Source organism: Annamia dubia NIES-4383 (assembly GCF_055394725.1).
In genome coordinates, this window is sequence record NZ_AP025630.1 from 3,020,099 (window position 1) to 3,036,494 (window position 16,396).

14 protein-coding genes are annotated in these 16,396 nt (G+C 33.8%); 3 read left to right on the forward strand and 11 right to left on the reverse strand.

Annotated features, from left to right (window positions below; all coding sequences use genetic code 11):
- Nucleotides 1–22: 22 nt before the first annotated feature.
- The 10 genes from Anndu_RS13615 to Anndu_RS13660 form a co-directional block, all read right to left on the reverse strand.
- Nucleotides 23–772 (reverse strand): peptidylprolyl isomerase, encoded by a 750-nt coding sequence (locus Anndu_RS13615; protein ID WP_464101725.1) that lies wholly within the window; start codon nucleotides 770–772, stop codon nucleotides 23–25.
- A 63-nt stretch (nucleotides 773–835) separates the two neighbouring features.
- The gene (locus Anndu_RS13620; RefSeq protein WP_464101726.1) at nucleotides 836–1,432 is read right to left on the reverse strand and encodes a Maf family protein; all 597 of its coding nucleotides are present in this window, start codon (nucleotides 1,430–1,432) and stop codon (nucleotides 836–838) included.
- Nucleotides 1,433–1,442: 10 nt separating this feature from the next.
- On the reverse strand, nucleotides 1,443–2,195 hold the full coding sequence (locus Anndu_RS13625) for a response regulator transcription factor (RefSeq protein WP_464101727.1): 753 nt from the start codon (nucleotides 2,193–2,195) through the stop codon (nucleotides 1,443–1,445).
- Nucleotides 2,196–2,323: 128 nt separating this feature from the next.
- Entirely contained in the window at nucleotides 2,324–2,803 is a 480-nt protein-coding gene (locus Anndu_RS13630) for a hypothetical protein (protein WP_464101728.1), read from the reverse strand.
- A gap of 298 nt (nucleotides 2,804–3,101) precedes the next feature.
- Nucleotides 3,102–3,833, reverse strand: a complete 732-nt coding sequence (locus tag Anndu_RS13635) for a Tic22 family protein (protein WP_464101729.1) — start codon at nucleotides 3,831–3,833, stop codon at nucleotides 3,102–3,104.
- A gap of 105 nt (nucleotides 3,834–3,938) precedes the next feature.
- Nucleotides 3,939–4,796 (reverse strand): Tic22 family protein, encoded by an 858-nt coding sequence (locus tag Anndu_RS13640; protein WP_464101730.1) that lies wholly within the window; start codon nucleotides 4,794–4,796, stop codon nucleotides 3,939–3,941.
- Nucleotides 4,797–5,267: 471 nt separating this feature from the next.
- Nucleotides 5,268–5,999 (reverse strand): RadC family protein, encoded by a 732-nt coding sequence (gene radC / locus Anndu_RS13645; RefSeq protein WP_464101731.1) that lies wholly within the window; start codon nucleotides 5,997–5,999, stop codon nucleotides 5,268–5,270.
- A 60-nt stretch (nucleotides 6,000–6,059) separates the two neighbouring features.
- Nucleotides 6,060–7,568, reverse strand: coding sequence for a hypothetical protein (locus tag Anndu_RS13650; protein WP_464101732.1), 1,509 nt, complete (start codon nucleotides 7,566–7,568; stop codon nucleotides 6,060–6,062).
- A gap of 291 nt (nucleotides 7,569–7,859) precedes the next feature.
- Nucleotides 7,860–8,873: a 30S ribosomal protein S1 gene (locus Anndu_RS13655; protein ID WP_464101733.1), complete on the reverse strand. Its 1,014-nt coding sequence runs from the start codon at nucleotides 8,871–8,873 to the stop codon at nucleotides 7,860–7,862.
- Nucleotides 8,874–9,466: 593 nt separating this feature from the next.
- Nucleotides 9,467–10,711: an RNA-guided endonuclease InsQ/TnpB family protein gene (locus Anndu_RS13660; protein WP_464101734.1), complete on the reverse strand. Its 1,245-nt coding sequence runs from the start codon at nucleotides 10,709–10,711 to the stop codon at nucleotides 9,467–9,469.
- A 228-nt stretch (nucleotides 10,712–10,939) separates the two neighbouring features.
- On the opposite strand from Anndu_RS13660, the gene Anndu_RS13665 reads away from it, so the two are divergent.
- Nucleotides 10,940–13,633 (forward strand): pre-peptidase C-terminal domain-containing protein, encoded by a 2,694-nt coding sequence (locus Anndu_RS13665; protein WP_464101735.1) that lies wholly within the window; start codon nucleotides 10,940–10,942, stop codon nucleotides 13,631–13,633.
- Nucleotides 13,634–13,738: 105 nt separating this feature from the next.
- Nucleotides 13,739–14,233 carry a hypothetical protein gene (locus tag Anndu_RS13670; RefSeq protein ID WP_464101736.1) on the forward strand — a complete coding sequence of 165 codons (495 nt, stop codon included), beginning with the start codon at nucleotides 13,739–13,741 and terminating at the stop codon, nucleotides 14,231–14,233.
- Between the two features lie 126 nt (nucleotides 14,234–14,359).
- Here Anndu_RS13670 and opcA read toward each other — a convergent pair whose 3' ends face one another.
- On the reverse strand, nucleotides 14,360–15,700 hold the full coding sequence (gene opcA, locus Anndu_RS13675) for a glucose-6-phosphate dehydrogenase assembly protein OpcA (RefSeq protein ID WP_464101737.1): 1,341 nt from the start codon (nucleotides 15,698–15,700) through the stop codon (nucleotides 14,360–14,362).
- 178 nt (nucleotides 15,701–15,878) lie between these two features.
- Here opcA and Anndu_RS13680 point away from each other — a divergent pair, with 178 nt between their 5' ends.
- The gene (locus Anndu_RS13680) at nucleotides 15,879–16,349 is read left to right on the forward strand and encodes a DUF4079 domain-containing protein (RefSeq protein ID WP_464101738.1); all 471 of its coding nucleotides are present in this window, start codon (nucleotides 15,879–15,881) and stop codon (nucleotides 16,347–16,349) included.
- Nucleotides 16,350–16,396 lie beyond the last annotated feature (47 nt).

Consider the following 16,396-nt stretch of genomic DNA (forward strand, 5'->3'; position numbering starts at 1 on the left):
TTATTAATTTAATCTTTATTTTTTAAATTTGAGTTGTTTCTTCAAGATTTTTAATAAAAACCCTTTCTTGTACCTGTTGATCAAGCCATGTTAAGAATAACTCATTTAATAATTTTTGTTTCATGGCCTCATCTAATTGAGCGGGAATAAATTTTTCTAATCTGAGTATAACCCACCATTGTTCTAACCGTACAGGGGGATTAACTTTTCCGGGTTGAGCCACTCTTAAGCGTTGGGCTAAGGCAGGGTGGGGTACGGATAATTCCACCGGCCCGATCAAGCCTCCCGTTTGAGCCTCACTACCCTCTGAATATTGTTGAGCTAATTGGGCAAAAGTTTGTTCCCCTTCCAATATGCGAAAATAAAGCTCTTGAGCCATTCCCCCGTCTGTTACTCGAATCAATGAATAAATAATGCGATCTAATTGGGATTTTCTCGTCAAAAAATAAGATTCAATTTGATTAATCCATTGAGTTTGTTTGAATTTCTCAATTTTAATGCTTCTAGTCGCAATTTCGTTTAATTGTTCAATTTCGAGGTGATTTTGTTGAAGCCACACCTGTAATTTATCTTCAGAAATAAGTTGATATTGTTGCAAAAACTGAATTTTAGCGTTATTTTCTTCCTCTGGTGTACAAGTATAATCGGCGATCGTCTGATCAATGATAATTTCTCGCACAAACTGAGGTAACATTAAATGATTTTTTAATAAAGAAAGTAGATTTTCAGAAGGAATAACCTGAGAATTAATTTGTAAAACTTGATGATTCATTGTTGTTTGTTTTAAGGGAATCTTCTTATTCTAATTCTATAAGATAATTTCAAACATGAAAAATTAATAATTCCAGAAATTGGTTACATCATAGTTTAAATCACTTAACATCTGTCTTAATAAGGGTAAACTTAACCCGATCACATTACTATGACAACCCTCTAATTTTTCCACAAATAAGCCTCCTTTTCCGTCAATGGCAAAACATCCGGCACAGGCTAAGGGTTCACCACTCTTAACATATTGTTTGATCATGCGATCGCTGATATTGGCAAAATAAACTTTAGTGATGCCACAGCGAACTACTTGTTGATTTTGCACTTGATCAATTAAAGCATGACCCGTATATAAAAAGCCTTCTTTTCCTCTCATTTCTTGCCACCGCTCGATCGCCCCTTGGGGGTTTTGCGGTTTACCATAAATTTTTCCATTTAAAGCCAAAACGGAGTCACAACCTAAAATTAAACTATCAGTGAATAGGGGGGAAACGGTTTCGGCTTTTTTCTGTGCTAAAATTTGCACTAATTCAAGGGGATCATTAACTTTAATTTGAGATTCATCAAAATTACTATGAAAAGTAATAGGTTTAATACCCGCACTTTTTAAAAGTTGAAGACGGGCGGGGGAAGCTGAAGCTAAAATAAATTTAGGAATGTTCATTTGATTTAATTTATCCAAAACGATAACCAAAACCTCTTACTGTAATAATATATTCGGGGTGACTTGGTTCTAATTCTAATTTTTCGCGTAACCAACGAATATGAACATCTACGGTTTTCGTATCCCCGACAAAATCAATTCCCCAAACATTTTCGATTAATTGTTCTCTTGACCAAACTCTTTTTGGTGAATTAATAAATAATTCTAAAATTTTATATTCTTTAGGGGATAAATTCAATTCTTCTCCTCTGACAGTAGCCCGACATTCATCGGGGAAAAGAATTACATCTTTAAATTGTTTAGTGGTAACTTGGGAATGGCTTAAATATTTTTGACGGCGCAACAAAGCCCGACATCTAGCCACTAACTCCCGCATACTAAAAGGCTTGGTTAAATAATCATCTGCCCCCACTTCTAAACCTAAAACTCGATCGGTTTCACTGGCTTTAGCACTTAAAATCAAAACTGGGACGGTGTTACCTTGATAACGTAAAAAACGACATAGATCTAAGCCATTAACTTGAGGCAACATCAGATCTAAGACTACTAAATCAATAATTTCTTCCATTTTCGATTCTCCTTGAGTTTGGAGAAAACGCAAAGCACTTTGTCCGTCACTAACTTCAATCACTTCGTAACCCTCTTCTTTTAAGGCTAGAATGATCATATTGCGGATTAAATCTTCATCTTCAACGACTAAAATCCTTGCATTTTGAGTCATTTTTGATTGAGTAGGAGAAGTAGGGGCTTCAAGGGATAGCATAAAAACAAAAGGTAGATTTGATAAGAAATTTAATCATTAATTTAATCTAATCATAAATAGTGCCAAGGTATGGCAATATTAACCAAATCTTAAAGATTGGTCACTGGTTATTGGTCATTATTCCCTGTTTACTGGGCATTAATGGCTAAATTATAGTTTAAAGTATCACCTTCTTCAAAAGCGCCGATCCAAACTTGATATTGTCCTGATTTAATATTAGTTAAAGTGACACTGGCATCGGGATTAGTTGTACTAATATCATCTCCACAATAAATTATATTATCGGGGGTTTTTATGGCCATGGTGGTATCCCCTTGACTATTGATTTCTAAATTTAATTCACTAAAATCTGAAGTTAAATTTACTGTATAATCGGGTGCTTGATCTCCTACAAATCCTAAACAATTATTGCCTTGCCCATCTTTACTTTGTCCTAAAATGGCTGGTAAAGAAAAAGCGGAAAAGATTTGTCCTGATACGTTATTTTCGATTCTAGTTTGATTGGAGTTAGGAGCGATCACAATTGTTTGTACATTTTGCGCGATCGCTGGAAAACTACTTAAAACAAATGGGATTAAAATTAAATATTTTAAAGAAACTTTCATCATTTTCTCCTCCTGATCATTTACTCATCTATCTTTATTTTATCAAAAGATTAGACTTTAAATCAGGAGCAAATAGACAATCTTTAAGGTGACACAATGACTATTAAATAATTGACAATTAAACTGTTTTAAAAGTAGGGGATCAACAATCAGAAAATTTATTTGTTTTTCCCCTTAAAAATAGGGGTTTTAAAAGAGAGCTAAATTCTGGTTATAAATAAGGAATAACTAATAACTAATAATGAAGAATAAAAGCGTTAATTTTATTTTTGATCGCTAATTTTGGATTAATTAGGATTAATTATTGTTGACGTAATAAACGGTTAGCGGTGTCAATTTGTTCCATTGAAGGTATAATTTCCATCATTTGAGTGGCTTCATTATTATTTGCTAATAGTAATCCCACAATATAACCTAATGAAAAAACCCGAACTTGTACTGATGAAATATCATTAGGATTATTTTGTTTATAAGTTGCCACAATTTGATCGGCTTCAGTTTTATCAAAATAAAAGGGAATATAGGATTTATTTGTATCACGATTTGTTAAAATTAACCATTGTTCTTGCGCTCCTGTTCCAATGGTAGCTACAAATAAAGGAATACCAATCGTGCGCGGATCGTTAACACTTTGTCCATTACTTCTCATTAATGAAGTGGCCAGATCTAAACTATTTTGATCGGGTACAATTAATTCAGGAATTTCTGTATTTTGTGCTTGAATTGTTTGTAATTTTTGATAAACTGTACTTAAAGAAATAGGTTGAACTTCTAAACTATTTGCCCTGTAGGGATCGGTATTTTGTAAGTCTTGATAAACTGATAAAGCTTGATCTGGATCCACAAATAAATAAGAATTAAGCATTCCCTGTTGATCTACAATACCAAATAAAGGAATATTTTGTAATTTAGAAATTACATCGGCTTCTGTTAAAGCAAAAACTTTTAAAGGTTGAATAAAAGTGCTTAATAAGATGGCAAAACTAATTAAATTTGATTTAAGATTAATTGATTTTAAGATTTTACTTACCATAAGATTGTTAACTTTTTTAATTAATGTTTTCGATTTAACTAATACTTCCAAAATTGTTAAAATGTTGGAAGTATAAATGGATTTTGTTTTGATTAATTTAAAGGATTAGGGATTACTAGGATTATTAGGATTAGGATTATTAGATTGGGATTGGATTAACTGAAAAGTTTCTCTAGTGGGGACAATTTCAAATTGACGAACTTGAGGTGTATCTTCAGTTTCGATTCTTTTAATCACATTTTCTAAAGTAGTAATTTCAATCCCAATACTATCAGCTCGATCAGGATATTTTTCCATTACTTCAGAAAAGACAACATTTAATTGTTCCAATTCAAAAAAGAAAGGGATCATTTCTCGATTATCATTAGTTAAACTAACGGGTAAATAATTGCCATCTCCATCAGTAATTACAAATAAAGGAACACCGTCAAAAATACTGGTAATACGGGTTAAACCATTAAGTTGTTCTTCTGATAAAGTGGGATTTTCTGTATTTAATTGTTGTCTCAAAGTTTCAACAAATTGCACATTTTCTGCCGGACATTCTTGGGAAGAATGTTGACATAAAAAGAGAAAAGTTGATGCAATTTGTTGGGGAATGGGAATGTATTTAAAAATAAAATTTTGTAAATTTTGTTCTTTTGTATCTAAGTTATAAATTTCGGCCATTGATGTTCCTACAACTTGAAGATTGCCTAGATCCGGTTGGGCTTGAGTTCTACTATCTCGAAAATCTACGGCCGCTTGTGGACTCAAAAAAACACTGGTAATTTGTTGATTATTTTCAACTGGAACTGATAATAATTCTCCATTTTCTGTTGTTACAATAAAAACAGGCATCCACAATTTTTTTTGTATTTCTTCTTCGGGCAAAGCGTTCACTTTTTGCCATTGTCCTAAGCCCATGAAACAGGTGCTACTAATTATACCTAAAGTGGCAAAAAAACGGATCATTGATTTCATGTAAATTAACCTCAATAATGATTTTGTTCAGAATAAAATAATGGGTTTAAATAAAAAAATTCAATATTTTTATCTATTATTGTAATAGTTAAAATTGATTATTAGTGTTTTGTGACTATCTTACCGCAAAAATCGTTCCCATTATTTTAAAATTTGGACAAGTCCCTATTTGTGATCTTAATAATAGAAATTATTAAGATCAGCGATCGCGCGGTGTTGCTTGTGTAAGATCAAAAATAAGGGTAACTGAGTATAAACTTCACCTTCTATTTATGAGTTTTCCACTTCAAAAATTGATAATTAACATTTTATTGTTGATCTTCGGCCGGACGTTGTAAATAATTATCTAAGCTTAAGGGAATAATGGGTTTATTAATTGTTGCTACTATAGGATGAAATTTTGATAGATTACTCTTGTTATTATGTCACTTTTTAAAAATATTAACTTAAAACTTTTTTAAAGAGTAAATTTTAATCTCCTTGGGGAAATTCTTGCCATAAATTAGTAATTTGACGTAAACTTTGATAGTTGCCTTGTCCTAAAATTAAATGATCTAAAATAGGAATACTTAACAATTGAGAACCCTGTAATAACTGTTTTGTTAAATCAAGATCACTCTCAGAAGGTTCAACATTTCCTGACGGATGATTATGGGCTACAATTGTTTTTGTTGCTCCCTGTTTAATCACCGTACGAAATACATCGGCAGGGGCTACTAATGTTTCCGTAGAAGTGCCTACCGTGATAATTTGTGTACCTAATAAATTGTTTTTTGTATCTAATAAAACTACCGCAAAATGTTCTTGTTTTTGCCACATTAATTGATTACTTAAAGCGGCCACGGCCGCCGTTGGACTATCAATATTAACCTTTTCTTTTGGGCTAAATTGATAAGTTCTTTTTCCCAATTCGATCGCCGCTAAAATAGTTGTCGCTTTAGCAGGGCCTACCCCCTGAATAGTCATTAATTCTTGAGGAGAAATATCTCTTAAAAGGTCTAAAGGTTCTCTTTCAAATTGACTTAATTCTTTTAAAATATGTTGCCCTAAACCGACAGCAGATAGCCCTCCTTTTCCCTGTCCAGTCCCTAATAAAATGGCGATTAATTCCGCATTTGATAAATATTTTACTCCTAAATTTAAGAGTTTTTCCCTTGGTCTTTCACTTAAAGGTAAATCCGCAATTCTTAAATTATAAGTCATAATAATTGATAATTAATAATTGATAATTAACCAATAACAACTAACCAATAACTAATTGATTTAAACAAATTGAATAATTCCTTTTTGGATAAATTCCCATTCTTCTTGATTAGGAATAACCGCCACTCTTGCAGGTTTTAATAATTGAATTTTGGTAGAAATTCCGGGTTTATAACTATAACATTCAAAAAAATCTTGTAAAGATTGATAACTTAATTTTGTAAGTAACAAATTTAATTTAGGGATTAAATAATAAAAATCATCCACTTTCATCAGCCAATATTGACCTTTTATTTGCTTTTTAAAAATAATTTCCGCAGGTAAAGTATTATCTTCTCTAGGGGTATTTTTTAAATCTTGATTAATCGGATTAACTTCAATAATCTGTTTAATTAATTCTTCTGAACTTAAATTATAATCATTAACTAAATTATCATAAGGATTAATAATTTTAGGAGTAGAACCTCCCTCTAAATTAGCAATTCCTTGTTCACGAGTAGCAATAATTCTTAATTTTTGATCAACCTCACTAGAAGGTGAAAAATGGGGAATTTTCTTTGAAAAAGAGGCCGTTCCTTCTAATACTTTAAATCTTGTTTCAATTAATCGCATTTGTTCTTTAAATTGTTGGGCAATTTTCTCATACATTTCTTCTTCTATTACCGCTAAATCATTACTTGTTAAGTTGTAAACTTTAGTTGGTTTAAGCGATTGACTTAATTTTTTTTGATTAATAATTAAAAAGATAAATCCTAGTAATGCACTGATCGAACAAAAGATTGATAAATAGAACAAAAACCAATTTTTGGGCTGGATTCTTAACTGATTAACTTGAGATTTTAAATTATTATTTTCCGATTCTAATTTATTTAATTTTTCCTCTAATTGTTGTAAATTATTAAGTTGATTTTTCGTGACAACCGTCCCAGAAGCCTGATTAATTTGCTCATTTAATTGCTTAATTTGAATCGAAAGTTTATTAAAATTATCTTCGCTAAATTTTCCAATTTCTTCTTGAGTTGTTTCTCCATAAATGCCATAAAATTTAGGATTAATATTACGTTTTGGAAAAAATCCTAAATACTCTTGAACTTCTTGAACTTTTTGGGGATCAACTCCACTTTTTAACGGCTGAATTACTTTAGAAAAACGATTCAAAATAGCTTCTATATTTTGCAATTTATTTTTAATTTCTGGTTGAGGCTTAAGGCTAGATTGCTCTAATATTTGCTTTAAATTTTGATAAGATTCAATTAATTGATCTAATTTTACACTTGCATTTTGTAACGGAGTTAAATTTTTAGTTTTGCCCGTATTAACTACTACTTGAAGTTCTTTAAGTAATAATTGTAATGTCTGATTAAATTCATTTTTAGTTTGATCTAATTCTTTAATGGCGATCGCAATTTTTTCTTTATCCTTAGCAGAAAGAGAAACATCGGCTAAAATTAATTGATGAGAAGGTATCCGTGCCAAAACCCCCATCTTCTGAGAAGGCACAACATTAAAAAGTTCACCACACAGCAAAAACAAACCGAAAAACAAAACTAAATAATTGTTTTTATTCATCTTTAATTCTCTCAACTTAATTTTGATTTATTTTAATCCTATCTTGATCAATTGACAATTGACAATTTTTGAACGGTGGCAAGATTTAAAATCATAAATTATATAATAATATCAAATATTATCAAAAAATGTACTCAAATTATCACTTTATAACCCCTAATTTTATCAGCAGAAAATATATTATCTGATTTTAAATTAAACTTAGAACTTTTTGAATAGCCCTTTTGGGAAAGTAATAGAAAAACCCCTATCCTGAGTCAGCATAGGGGTTTGCAATGAGGTGAAATAAATTTATTCAACCGCTACTGTTTCTTCTACATCTTCCGTAGCAGGAGGAATCTCATAATCTTCCGTAGCAGGAGGAATCCCCTCAAGATTTTCAGCTTCAACGGGTAAACCTTGGGCTTCAGCTAACAGTTTTTGACGGTATTTTTCCGCCATTTCATCTGCTTTTTCAAACACTAAAGCACGGTTTTTGAGCATATCACCCGGATTAGGCTCAAGTTGCTTGGTAGATAAGGAAATTCTGCCTCTTTCCGCATCCAGATCAATGATCATGACTTTTAACTCATCATTAACATTGAACACACTGTGAGGTGTATCAATATGATCGTGGGAAATCTCGGAAATATGTAATAATCCACTAACTCCACCAATATCAATAAATGCACCGTAGGGCTTGATTCCGCGCACAGAACCCACAACTACTTCCCCTACTTCTAAACCGTTCATCTTACGTTCAACTAAGGCACGGCGATGACTTAAAACTAAACGATTGCGATCTTCATCTACCTCTAAGAATTTTAAAGGTAATTCTTGATTGACTAGATCCTCTTTCGCTTGGCGTGTACTGATATGGGAGCCGGGGATAAATCCTCTTAAACCTTCGATCCGAACTAAAGCACCACCTCGGTTAGTAGCAAAGACATTGGAGCGTACTGTAGCATCTTCCTGTTGGAGTTGACGAACTCTTTCCCAAGCGCGCATATATTCAATACGGCGGATTGAAAGAGTTAACTGTCCATCTTCATTTTCATCGGTTAAAATAAAAAACTCTCTAGTTTCGTTGGACTGTAAAACTTCATCAGGATTTTCTAAACGATTGATAGACATTTCCTGAATCGGAATGTATGCTGCGGTTTTTGCTCCAATGTCAATCAGCGCACCTCTAGGTTCAATGCTAAAAACAGTCCCAGCCACAATATCTCCGGGGCTGAAATGATAGTCATATTTATCGAGAAGGGCGGCAAAGTCTTCATGGGTAAACCCAATCTCTTTTGTTTTATTTTTTGTCTGATTGACCATGGGCATAAATTTTCCTTTTTTTTAAATCTCCTTAAAATTTACTGTGTTAATGTGTCTTTTTAAGGGAAAAGTAATCTTTTTATCTCATTTTTAAGGTTAAACTAATATAATTATTAAGAATTAGATAATAATTTAACTGTGGGAAATATGAGTATAGTAGATTAGGACACTTCCTTATATTAATTTATAGTCACACAGACTTACCAGTATAGCAAATACTGTCCATTTTGAATATATTGATTTTATGAGAACTGCCTGATTAATTGGTACGACTTGATTGTAGAGAGATTAAACATTTAGTATAAACTTAAAAGTCGTGTTTTTTATTATTACTGATGGTCTGAAGATTTGTCAATTTCGTATCCATGTAAAGATTTGACAAAATTTTTTGATTTTAGTACAATTCAATCGTTTTTTATCTTTAACTTAAAAAGTAATTTTCCGAATATTGTAATGCTCTTTTAGAACTTTCAGAAAGTTATTATTTTTAAGCTTATTTCTATGGTAGGTTTTGAAGTGTCAAAGACAAGATCAAACTTTTATACTTAAGTTTGACACTCTCCGCCCTGCGCTTCGCTAAAGGGCGGAGATTCTTAAGAGATTTTCACCCTTAAAGGCTGTGCCAAACCAGCCACTAGACACTCCGGTTTAAACCCATTGTGCTTACTTTTTACTCCGATATTTACTGCACCGTTAGCATCCGCATTAATCAGTATTTTATTTTTGGTTCGATATAAACCTCTTTTTATTCTTGAACCAGAAAAAGTATATTTTTGAGGATTATCCGCATTCCAAACTGGAATAGAATCACCGTCTAAAAAACTAGCTTTACTGGTATAAGATTCCTCTTGTTCTTTATAGATTAATCCGTATCTTTCACATAGAGATTTTAGTTTTAATCTTAAACTGTAAAAAGGAATTTGAACAAAGTTTTGATTATTTTTTGAACCAATATTAATCCCTTGTTTCCATTCAGGATTAACACCAATAATTACTGTTTCTATTCTGTTTTTGATACAGTAATCAATGATATAACGAGCAGTTTTATTAAGATAGTCTCTAACTTGATAATTGCGTTTTTGGGTAATCAAGGCTTGTTTTTTGGTAAACTCTTTAATCCCTTGTTTATCTTTACAAGATTGAAGAAAAGCGTTTTGTTTGTTGTACCATTGGTTAATACTTTTTAATTTCTTCCCATCAATAATAAATGATGCCCCATTGGTATCAACACAAGTTGCTAAGTTATCTAATCCCAAATCAATTGCAATTGCCGTATTAGAAATAGTCTCAATCGATTGTGATTCAACTTCACTAATAAACTCAACTTCAAAAAATTGAGCGTTATATTTTGGATGGATTCTTACTTCTTTAATTTGTTCAAGGTTTAAGTTAGTCGGAAAAGGTAGCCAAATTTCACCAAATTTTTGCTTAAAAGCACGAGACATTGGCACTCTAAATTTATCGTCTTTAACTTTAATTCTTGGTATAATTAAAGGGAAATAAGCATCTTTTGGTAAGTAGTGAGGCAACCTAATTTTATTAGTATAGACCCCTTCTTTTTTTGCTTTAATCAAGCTATAAAAACTACGAAATGTTCTATCAACTACTTTTAAAGTTTGTTGAGCAATATCAGTATTTAATAACTGATAATTCTCATTGGTTTTACAATAGTGATAGTTAGATTCGTACTTTAAATGTTTTTTCTCTTGAAAATAATATTGTCTCACAGCGAAAAGTCCTACATTATAAAGGTTTTTGCTCAGTCGGCAAAGTTCTCTCAATGCAGAGTATTCATTCTTGTCAAGACCTCTAATTTGGTTCTTCTGAGTTAAATACATAATAACTTTTCGCTATAAACAATACTATTCTAGCGAAAATCTTAGGTAATGTCAATATTATACTGCCGTCCTAAAGGACGGGGTTTCGAGATTTCTGATGAAAAAGTTAAATATTTCAGCTAAAAAGATCAGTAAATCTACTGATGACAAAAGACTTAAATCATTATTAAAATTTAGGGATCTTCGTTAATAATAAGCAATAAAAAAATTAATTTAATAATATATATTATGTTTGATCCATCTTGCGACTATCAAAATTTAAGTTTAACCTCTGTCCTCTCCTCCCAGAATCAGACTTTCGGCGATTTCCCAGATCTAATTACAGATTTTGCCGATCATTATTCCCCCGTAGGACAGGAGATCCCTTATTTACAGGAATTTCAACAAATATTGCAAAATTTCGCTCAAAGTTCTACGGCCGATGAAATTTTAGGAGAAGCTTTCGGAGTTAATTATAATCAAGAAAATGCCGATAATTTGCTCAATTATTTAGCTCAAGGTAATTTTAATGGTACACCGGAAATAAAAGTTATTGATTCTGATATATTAGGTAGTGCCAATGGAGCTTATTCTGCACAACTTAATACTATTTTCCTCTCGGATGAATTTGTCAATAATAACGACAGTGAAGCTGTGGTTGATGTAGTTTTAGAAGAATTTGGTCATTTTATTGACAGTCAAATTAATATTGGAGACTCCGCCGGAGATGAAGGAGATATATTTGCAAGATTAGTACAAGGCCAGAGTATAGATAGTGCAGAATTAGCCTTATTACAACAAGAAGATGATAGTGCATTAATTAACTATAATGGACAGACTCTTTTGGTAGAGCAAGACAATACCCTTACTACTGCTCTTAATATTGGGACATTAAGTGGGAATCGTAGTTTTGCAGGTTGGGTAGGAAGTACGGATACCAACGACTATTATCGTTTCTCTGTGGGTACAACCAGCAACTTCAATCTCAATTTAACAGGTTTGAGTGCCGATGCTGATGTTCAACTACTCAATAGCTCTGGTGCTTTAATTCAAAGTTCAGTTTTAGGTGGCAGTAGTTCGGAGTCAATTACTCGCCAGTTAAGTGCGGGAACTTACTTTGCACGGGTTTATCGTTATAGTGGCAATACTAACTATAACCTCTCTTTAAGTACTAATGCCATTGCTATTCCTCTTGACTTGGCGGGTAATACCCTTAGCAACGCTCGTAATATAGGCACATTAACCGGAACTCAAAGTTTTAGTGATTGGGTAGGAAGTGCGGATACTAACGACTATTACCGCTTCTCTGTAGGTACAACCAGTAACTTCAATCTCAATTTAACAGGTTTGAGTGCCGATGCTGATGTTCAATTACTCAATAGCTCTGGTGCTTTGATTCAAAGTTCTGCTTTAGGTGGCAGTAGTTCGGAGTCAATTACTCGCCAGTTAAGTGCGGGAACTTACTTTGCACGGGTTTATCGTTATAGTGGCGATACTAACTATAACCTCTCTTTAACTACTACCCCCGTTTTACCAACTATCACCATTACCGCTAGTGATCCCAGTGCGGCCGAAGTTATCAATGGACAAACTCAAAATCAGGGTGTGTTCACCTTCACTCGCACCGGAAATCTTACCAGTGCTTTGACTGCTTATTATTCTATTGGTGGTACGGCCACTGATGGTTCAGATTACAGTGGTTTAACTGGCACAGTTACTTTTGCGGCCGGTTCAGCTACAGCTTTACTTAATCTTAATGTAATTGATGATTCTACCGATGAAGGGAATGAAACAGTTGTTTTAACCCTAAATGCCAATTCCGCCTATACTGTCGGTACAACTAACACCGCCACAGTTACTATTGCTGATAATGAATCCAATAACTCAGACTGGTATAGCACTAACTTACGAGATGCCGGATTGATCAGTTTGACCCGCTCTTTGGCATCTGACGGAAATTTGAGTCGTAATGATATGCTCTCTATCTTCCGTGATGCTCAAGATGGTAGCACGATTGATGCTAACGAACAACTTGATTTAAGAACATTAGTCAATAATAGCAGTCGTTTTACCATGGCCGATTATGTTCGTTATTTATCCGCACAGGTGGCCAATGGTACTGCGACCAATATGTCTGCGAGTCAGTTTGAGTCTAATCTAGTTGGTCGTTGGTTTTTAGGAACAGTAGCGCCTACCGGCATATTCAATAACTATAACTTAACCCATACAGCAGTACAGGGTAGTCTGTTTGGTAGTTCTGGCCAAGCTCGGATTGGTGATATTGACCAAGGTTATTTTGGTGACTGTGCTTTCTTAGCGGCTTTAGGTGCAACTTTTGGACGACAATCTAATGACTCTGGCAATCAATCTAGTTCTGTCATCAATAGTATGATTATTGATAATGGTGATAACACCTATACCATCCGTTTCTACAGCAATGGAAGTGCTGAATATGTAACGGTTGATCGCCGATTGGCAATGTACAACGGTAGCATCATTGGGGCTTCTACCACTAATGCCCTTTGGGTACCCTTAGTTGAACGGGCATACGCTCAATGGCGCGAATGGCGAGAAGGTCAACCCGGCTATAATCTGATCGGGAATGGAGATAATTTGGTTAACCCCCTCTCATACGTTACCGGACGTACCGTAAATGAATACTCTACCAGTAATCTCACTTTCTCTCAACTGCAAACTGCGCTCAATAATGGACAAGCGGTGGAGACCGGTCGTCTTGGTTCTAACACCACATATATTGTAGGCGGTCATGCTTACTCCGTCACAAATGCCTATATTAATAGTAGTGGACAACAGCGCGTGGTTGTGCGTAATCCTTGGGGGGTAGATGGTCTTAGCTCTAGTGATAATGCCTATGATGGCTTCATTGATTTAAGTTTTGATGAGTTCCGTAGCAATTTTAATTTTGGTGTTGCTATTGCGTAGATCAAAATTGATTATTTAAGCCGTAAGCCTATTTAGAGCGGACACTTTCTAAATAGGCTTTCGTCTTACATTGTAGTTAATTGTCAATTATGAAAAAGAGGTTTTATGTTTGAATTTTTATTAATGATGGCATCGGCAAATGCCCAGTTTTTTGGCTCATTATCACCAGTATTGCAAACAAATCAACCCTTAATTCAGGAAGAAATGATGGCTCAAAATTCACGACAAACTCCTTTTAATCTCAGTGTCAGTCTTTTGGAGGCCTATGAGAACACAAGGCAACCGTTAGGAGCTTCAGCTAATTATCCAATTGGTCACGCCGTTGTTAGATTAAGAATAGAAAATTTAACCCAAAATAATATCATTGCTAATCTTACCAAAGTTGAAATTCGCCAATCTAGTGACAACAGTGTTTTGATGTCTGAAACAGTTAATCCCTTTGATTTAGGTGGACTACAAATTTTAGAAAAAGGCTTTCATTTAACAAATTCTAAAGGTTTTATGGGGGCAAATGAAGTTAAAGCAGTTGTTATCTATGAGTTAAATGGTAATAATTATACGGTGGAATCGCCCAATTTAAAGGTTATCGTATATCCATAAAAATGATTGATTAAGATCGTCATTGATAGGGTGAGCAATGGTGTTTCATCTTTGATTCCCATGGGAAATTGCCCACCCTGTTTAATCTTTGGAGTGGGCAATGATTATTCTAACAATTTAAAAAATTTAAGCTAATTTTAAAATTTCATAAGTTAGTACCATACTTTCTTTATATAAGAAATCTTGACCCCAACGCTGAATTTGTTGCCCTAAAATTTGCTCTGTTTTTTGATCAAATAAAGGCGTTACTTGTTGAATGCGACAAGCTTGAGCGCCTCCTTTAGCTTCCATTCTCATACATCCAGTAGTTTCTGAGCATAAAACGGTACAACAATCAGCTTCTAAATTAGTAGATGAGAGTCTTAAACTAATTAAATCTCCCGCTATTTCCCCAACATCAGCCGTAGGTATTCCCGCTAACTCAGCATTAATCGTTTTTTTATCTTTACTTAAAAAAGTTATTTTCCGAATATCATAATCTCCCCCCTCTTTCAGATAACTAATGGGTTGCCATTGTAAACGACTGGCGATCCATCCTAGATACATCAGAGCTTGAGCCGGATTTCCTTTTTCATAATCTAAAGTTAAGCCGTCCACTTCCCAAATATTAGCCCGTCTTTCAGGGGGATCAAACGCTTCGGCCGTTAATTCCTGCCAAGGAGCGATTCTTGACCAGTTTAAATCAGCGATGGGAATACCTTGATTTAATAATGCTCCTAATGTTAACAATTCTACTTCTAAATTATTAAAACTACTGGAATCAAAAATAATTTTTTGACATTCTTGGGTTAATCTTTTAAATAGGCCAAAATCTTGATCAGGACTAGCTTTCCACCAAACTAACTTAGGTAAATCACTAATCATTAAAGCACTGATCACACCGCTAATTCTTTCTAAGGCTTCTGATGTTCCGCTTAGGGTGATATACTCACAACAGATTAATGAGTTTTTCTGCTGTTTGTGAACGGGACAATAGGCTGAAACTTGGGCGCTTACTCCCTCATCCTCTTGGGTATTGGGGCAAAGAGTAATAATGCGACAGGGATTTTCGGCGGCGATCGCATCGGCAATACCCGATCCTTCAGTATCTAAAGAATAATCCGATCGCACTTTATGATCTTGTAAATTAGCAAATTGCGCTTTTAATTGAGATAATAAAGCCTGATCGGATTTTCCCGTCACAGGCAAACCATAATTTTTTTGCAAAGCTTGAATGGCCGCATTCATCCTAGGCCCACAGATCCCATCAATCGGGCCGGTATAATAACCTAAAGCGGACATTAATTGTTGAGTCAGATCCGGCTCATAAACGAGAAAATTAAAAGTAGTTGCCCTTGTCACAGCCATACCATCAGTCGTTTCGCCATAACTAGGCCAAATCTTTTTTAATTCTGCTTCAATTTCATCAATTGAAACGTCTTTGGGAGCTTGTAAGGCGACTACGGGAGGAGAAGTTACAGTAGACATTTTTTGACGTTTTATCTAAAAATTTACAATTGATCACGATTTTCCTATTTTAACGAAAAATTTTAGTTATTTCTGGAAATAGGCATTAGTTATTAAGGAATTTTGATGACAATTTTTTGTTAAAATATGTTAAGTTAATAATTATCATAATTTTGTCAAAAATGTTAACGAAAACCCCATGAGTTTTGAAATTCCCGAAAGTATTAAAACTTGGTCACAATTTGGTCATCCTCTGTTAATGTGGTTTTTATTCGGTTTAAGTATTTATGCTTTATATCTTGGCATTAAATCGAAAAAAACTCGTTTAGCCGATAAAGAGGAGCGCAAAGAGTTAATTCAAGGAAAATATAATATTAGACACCATAAGATCGCAGCGTTACTTTTAGCTTTAATGGTTTTAGGTAATTTTGGTGGGATGGCTGTTACTTATATTAATAATGGTAAATTATTTGTCGGCCCCCATTTATTAGTAGGAATAGGAATGACTATTTTAATTGTTATTTCTGCCTCTTTAGTGCCTTTAATGCAAAAAGATAACTGGATCGCAAGAAAGGCTCATGTTGGCTTAAATATGCTTTTAGTAACTCTTTTTGGTTGGCAAATTCTCTCTGGTATGGAGATTGTGCAAAGAATTATCAGTAAAATGTAATAATTTAGTTATTGGTTATTAGTTATTGGTTATAAAACTAATTAACA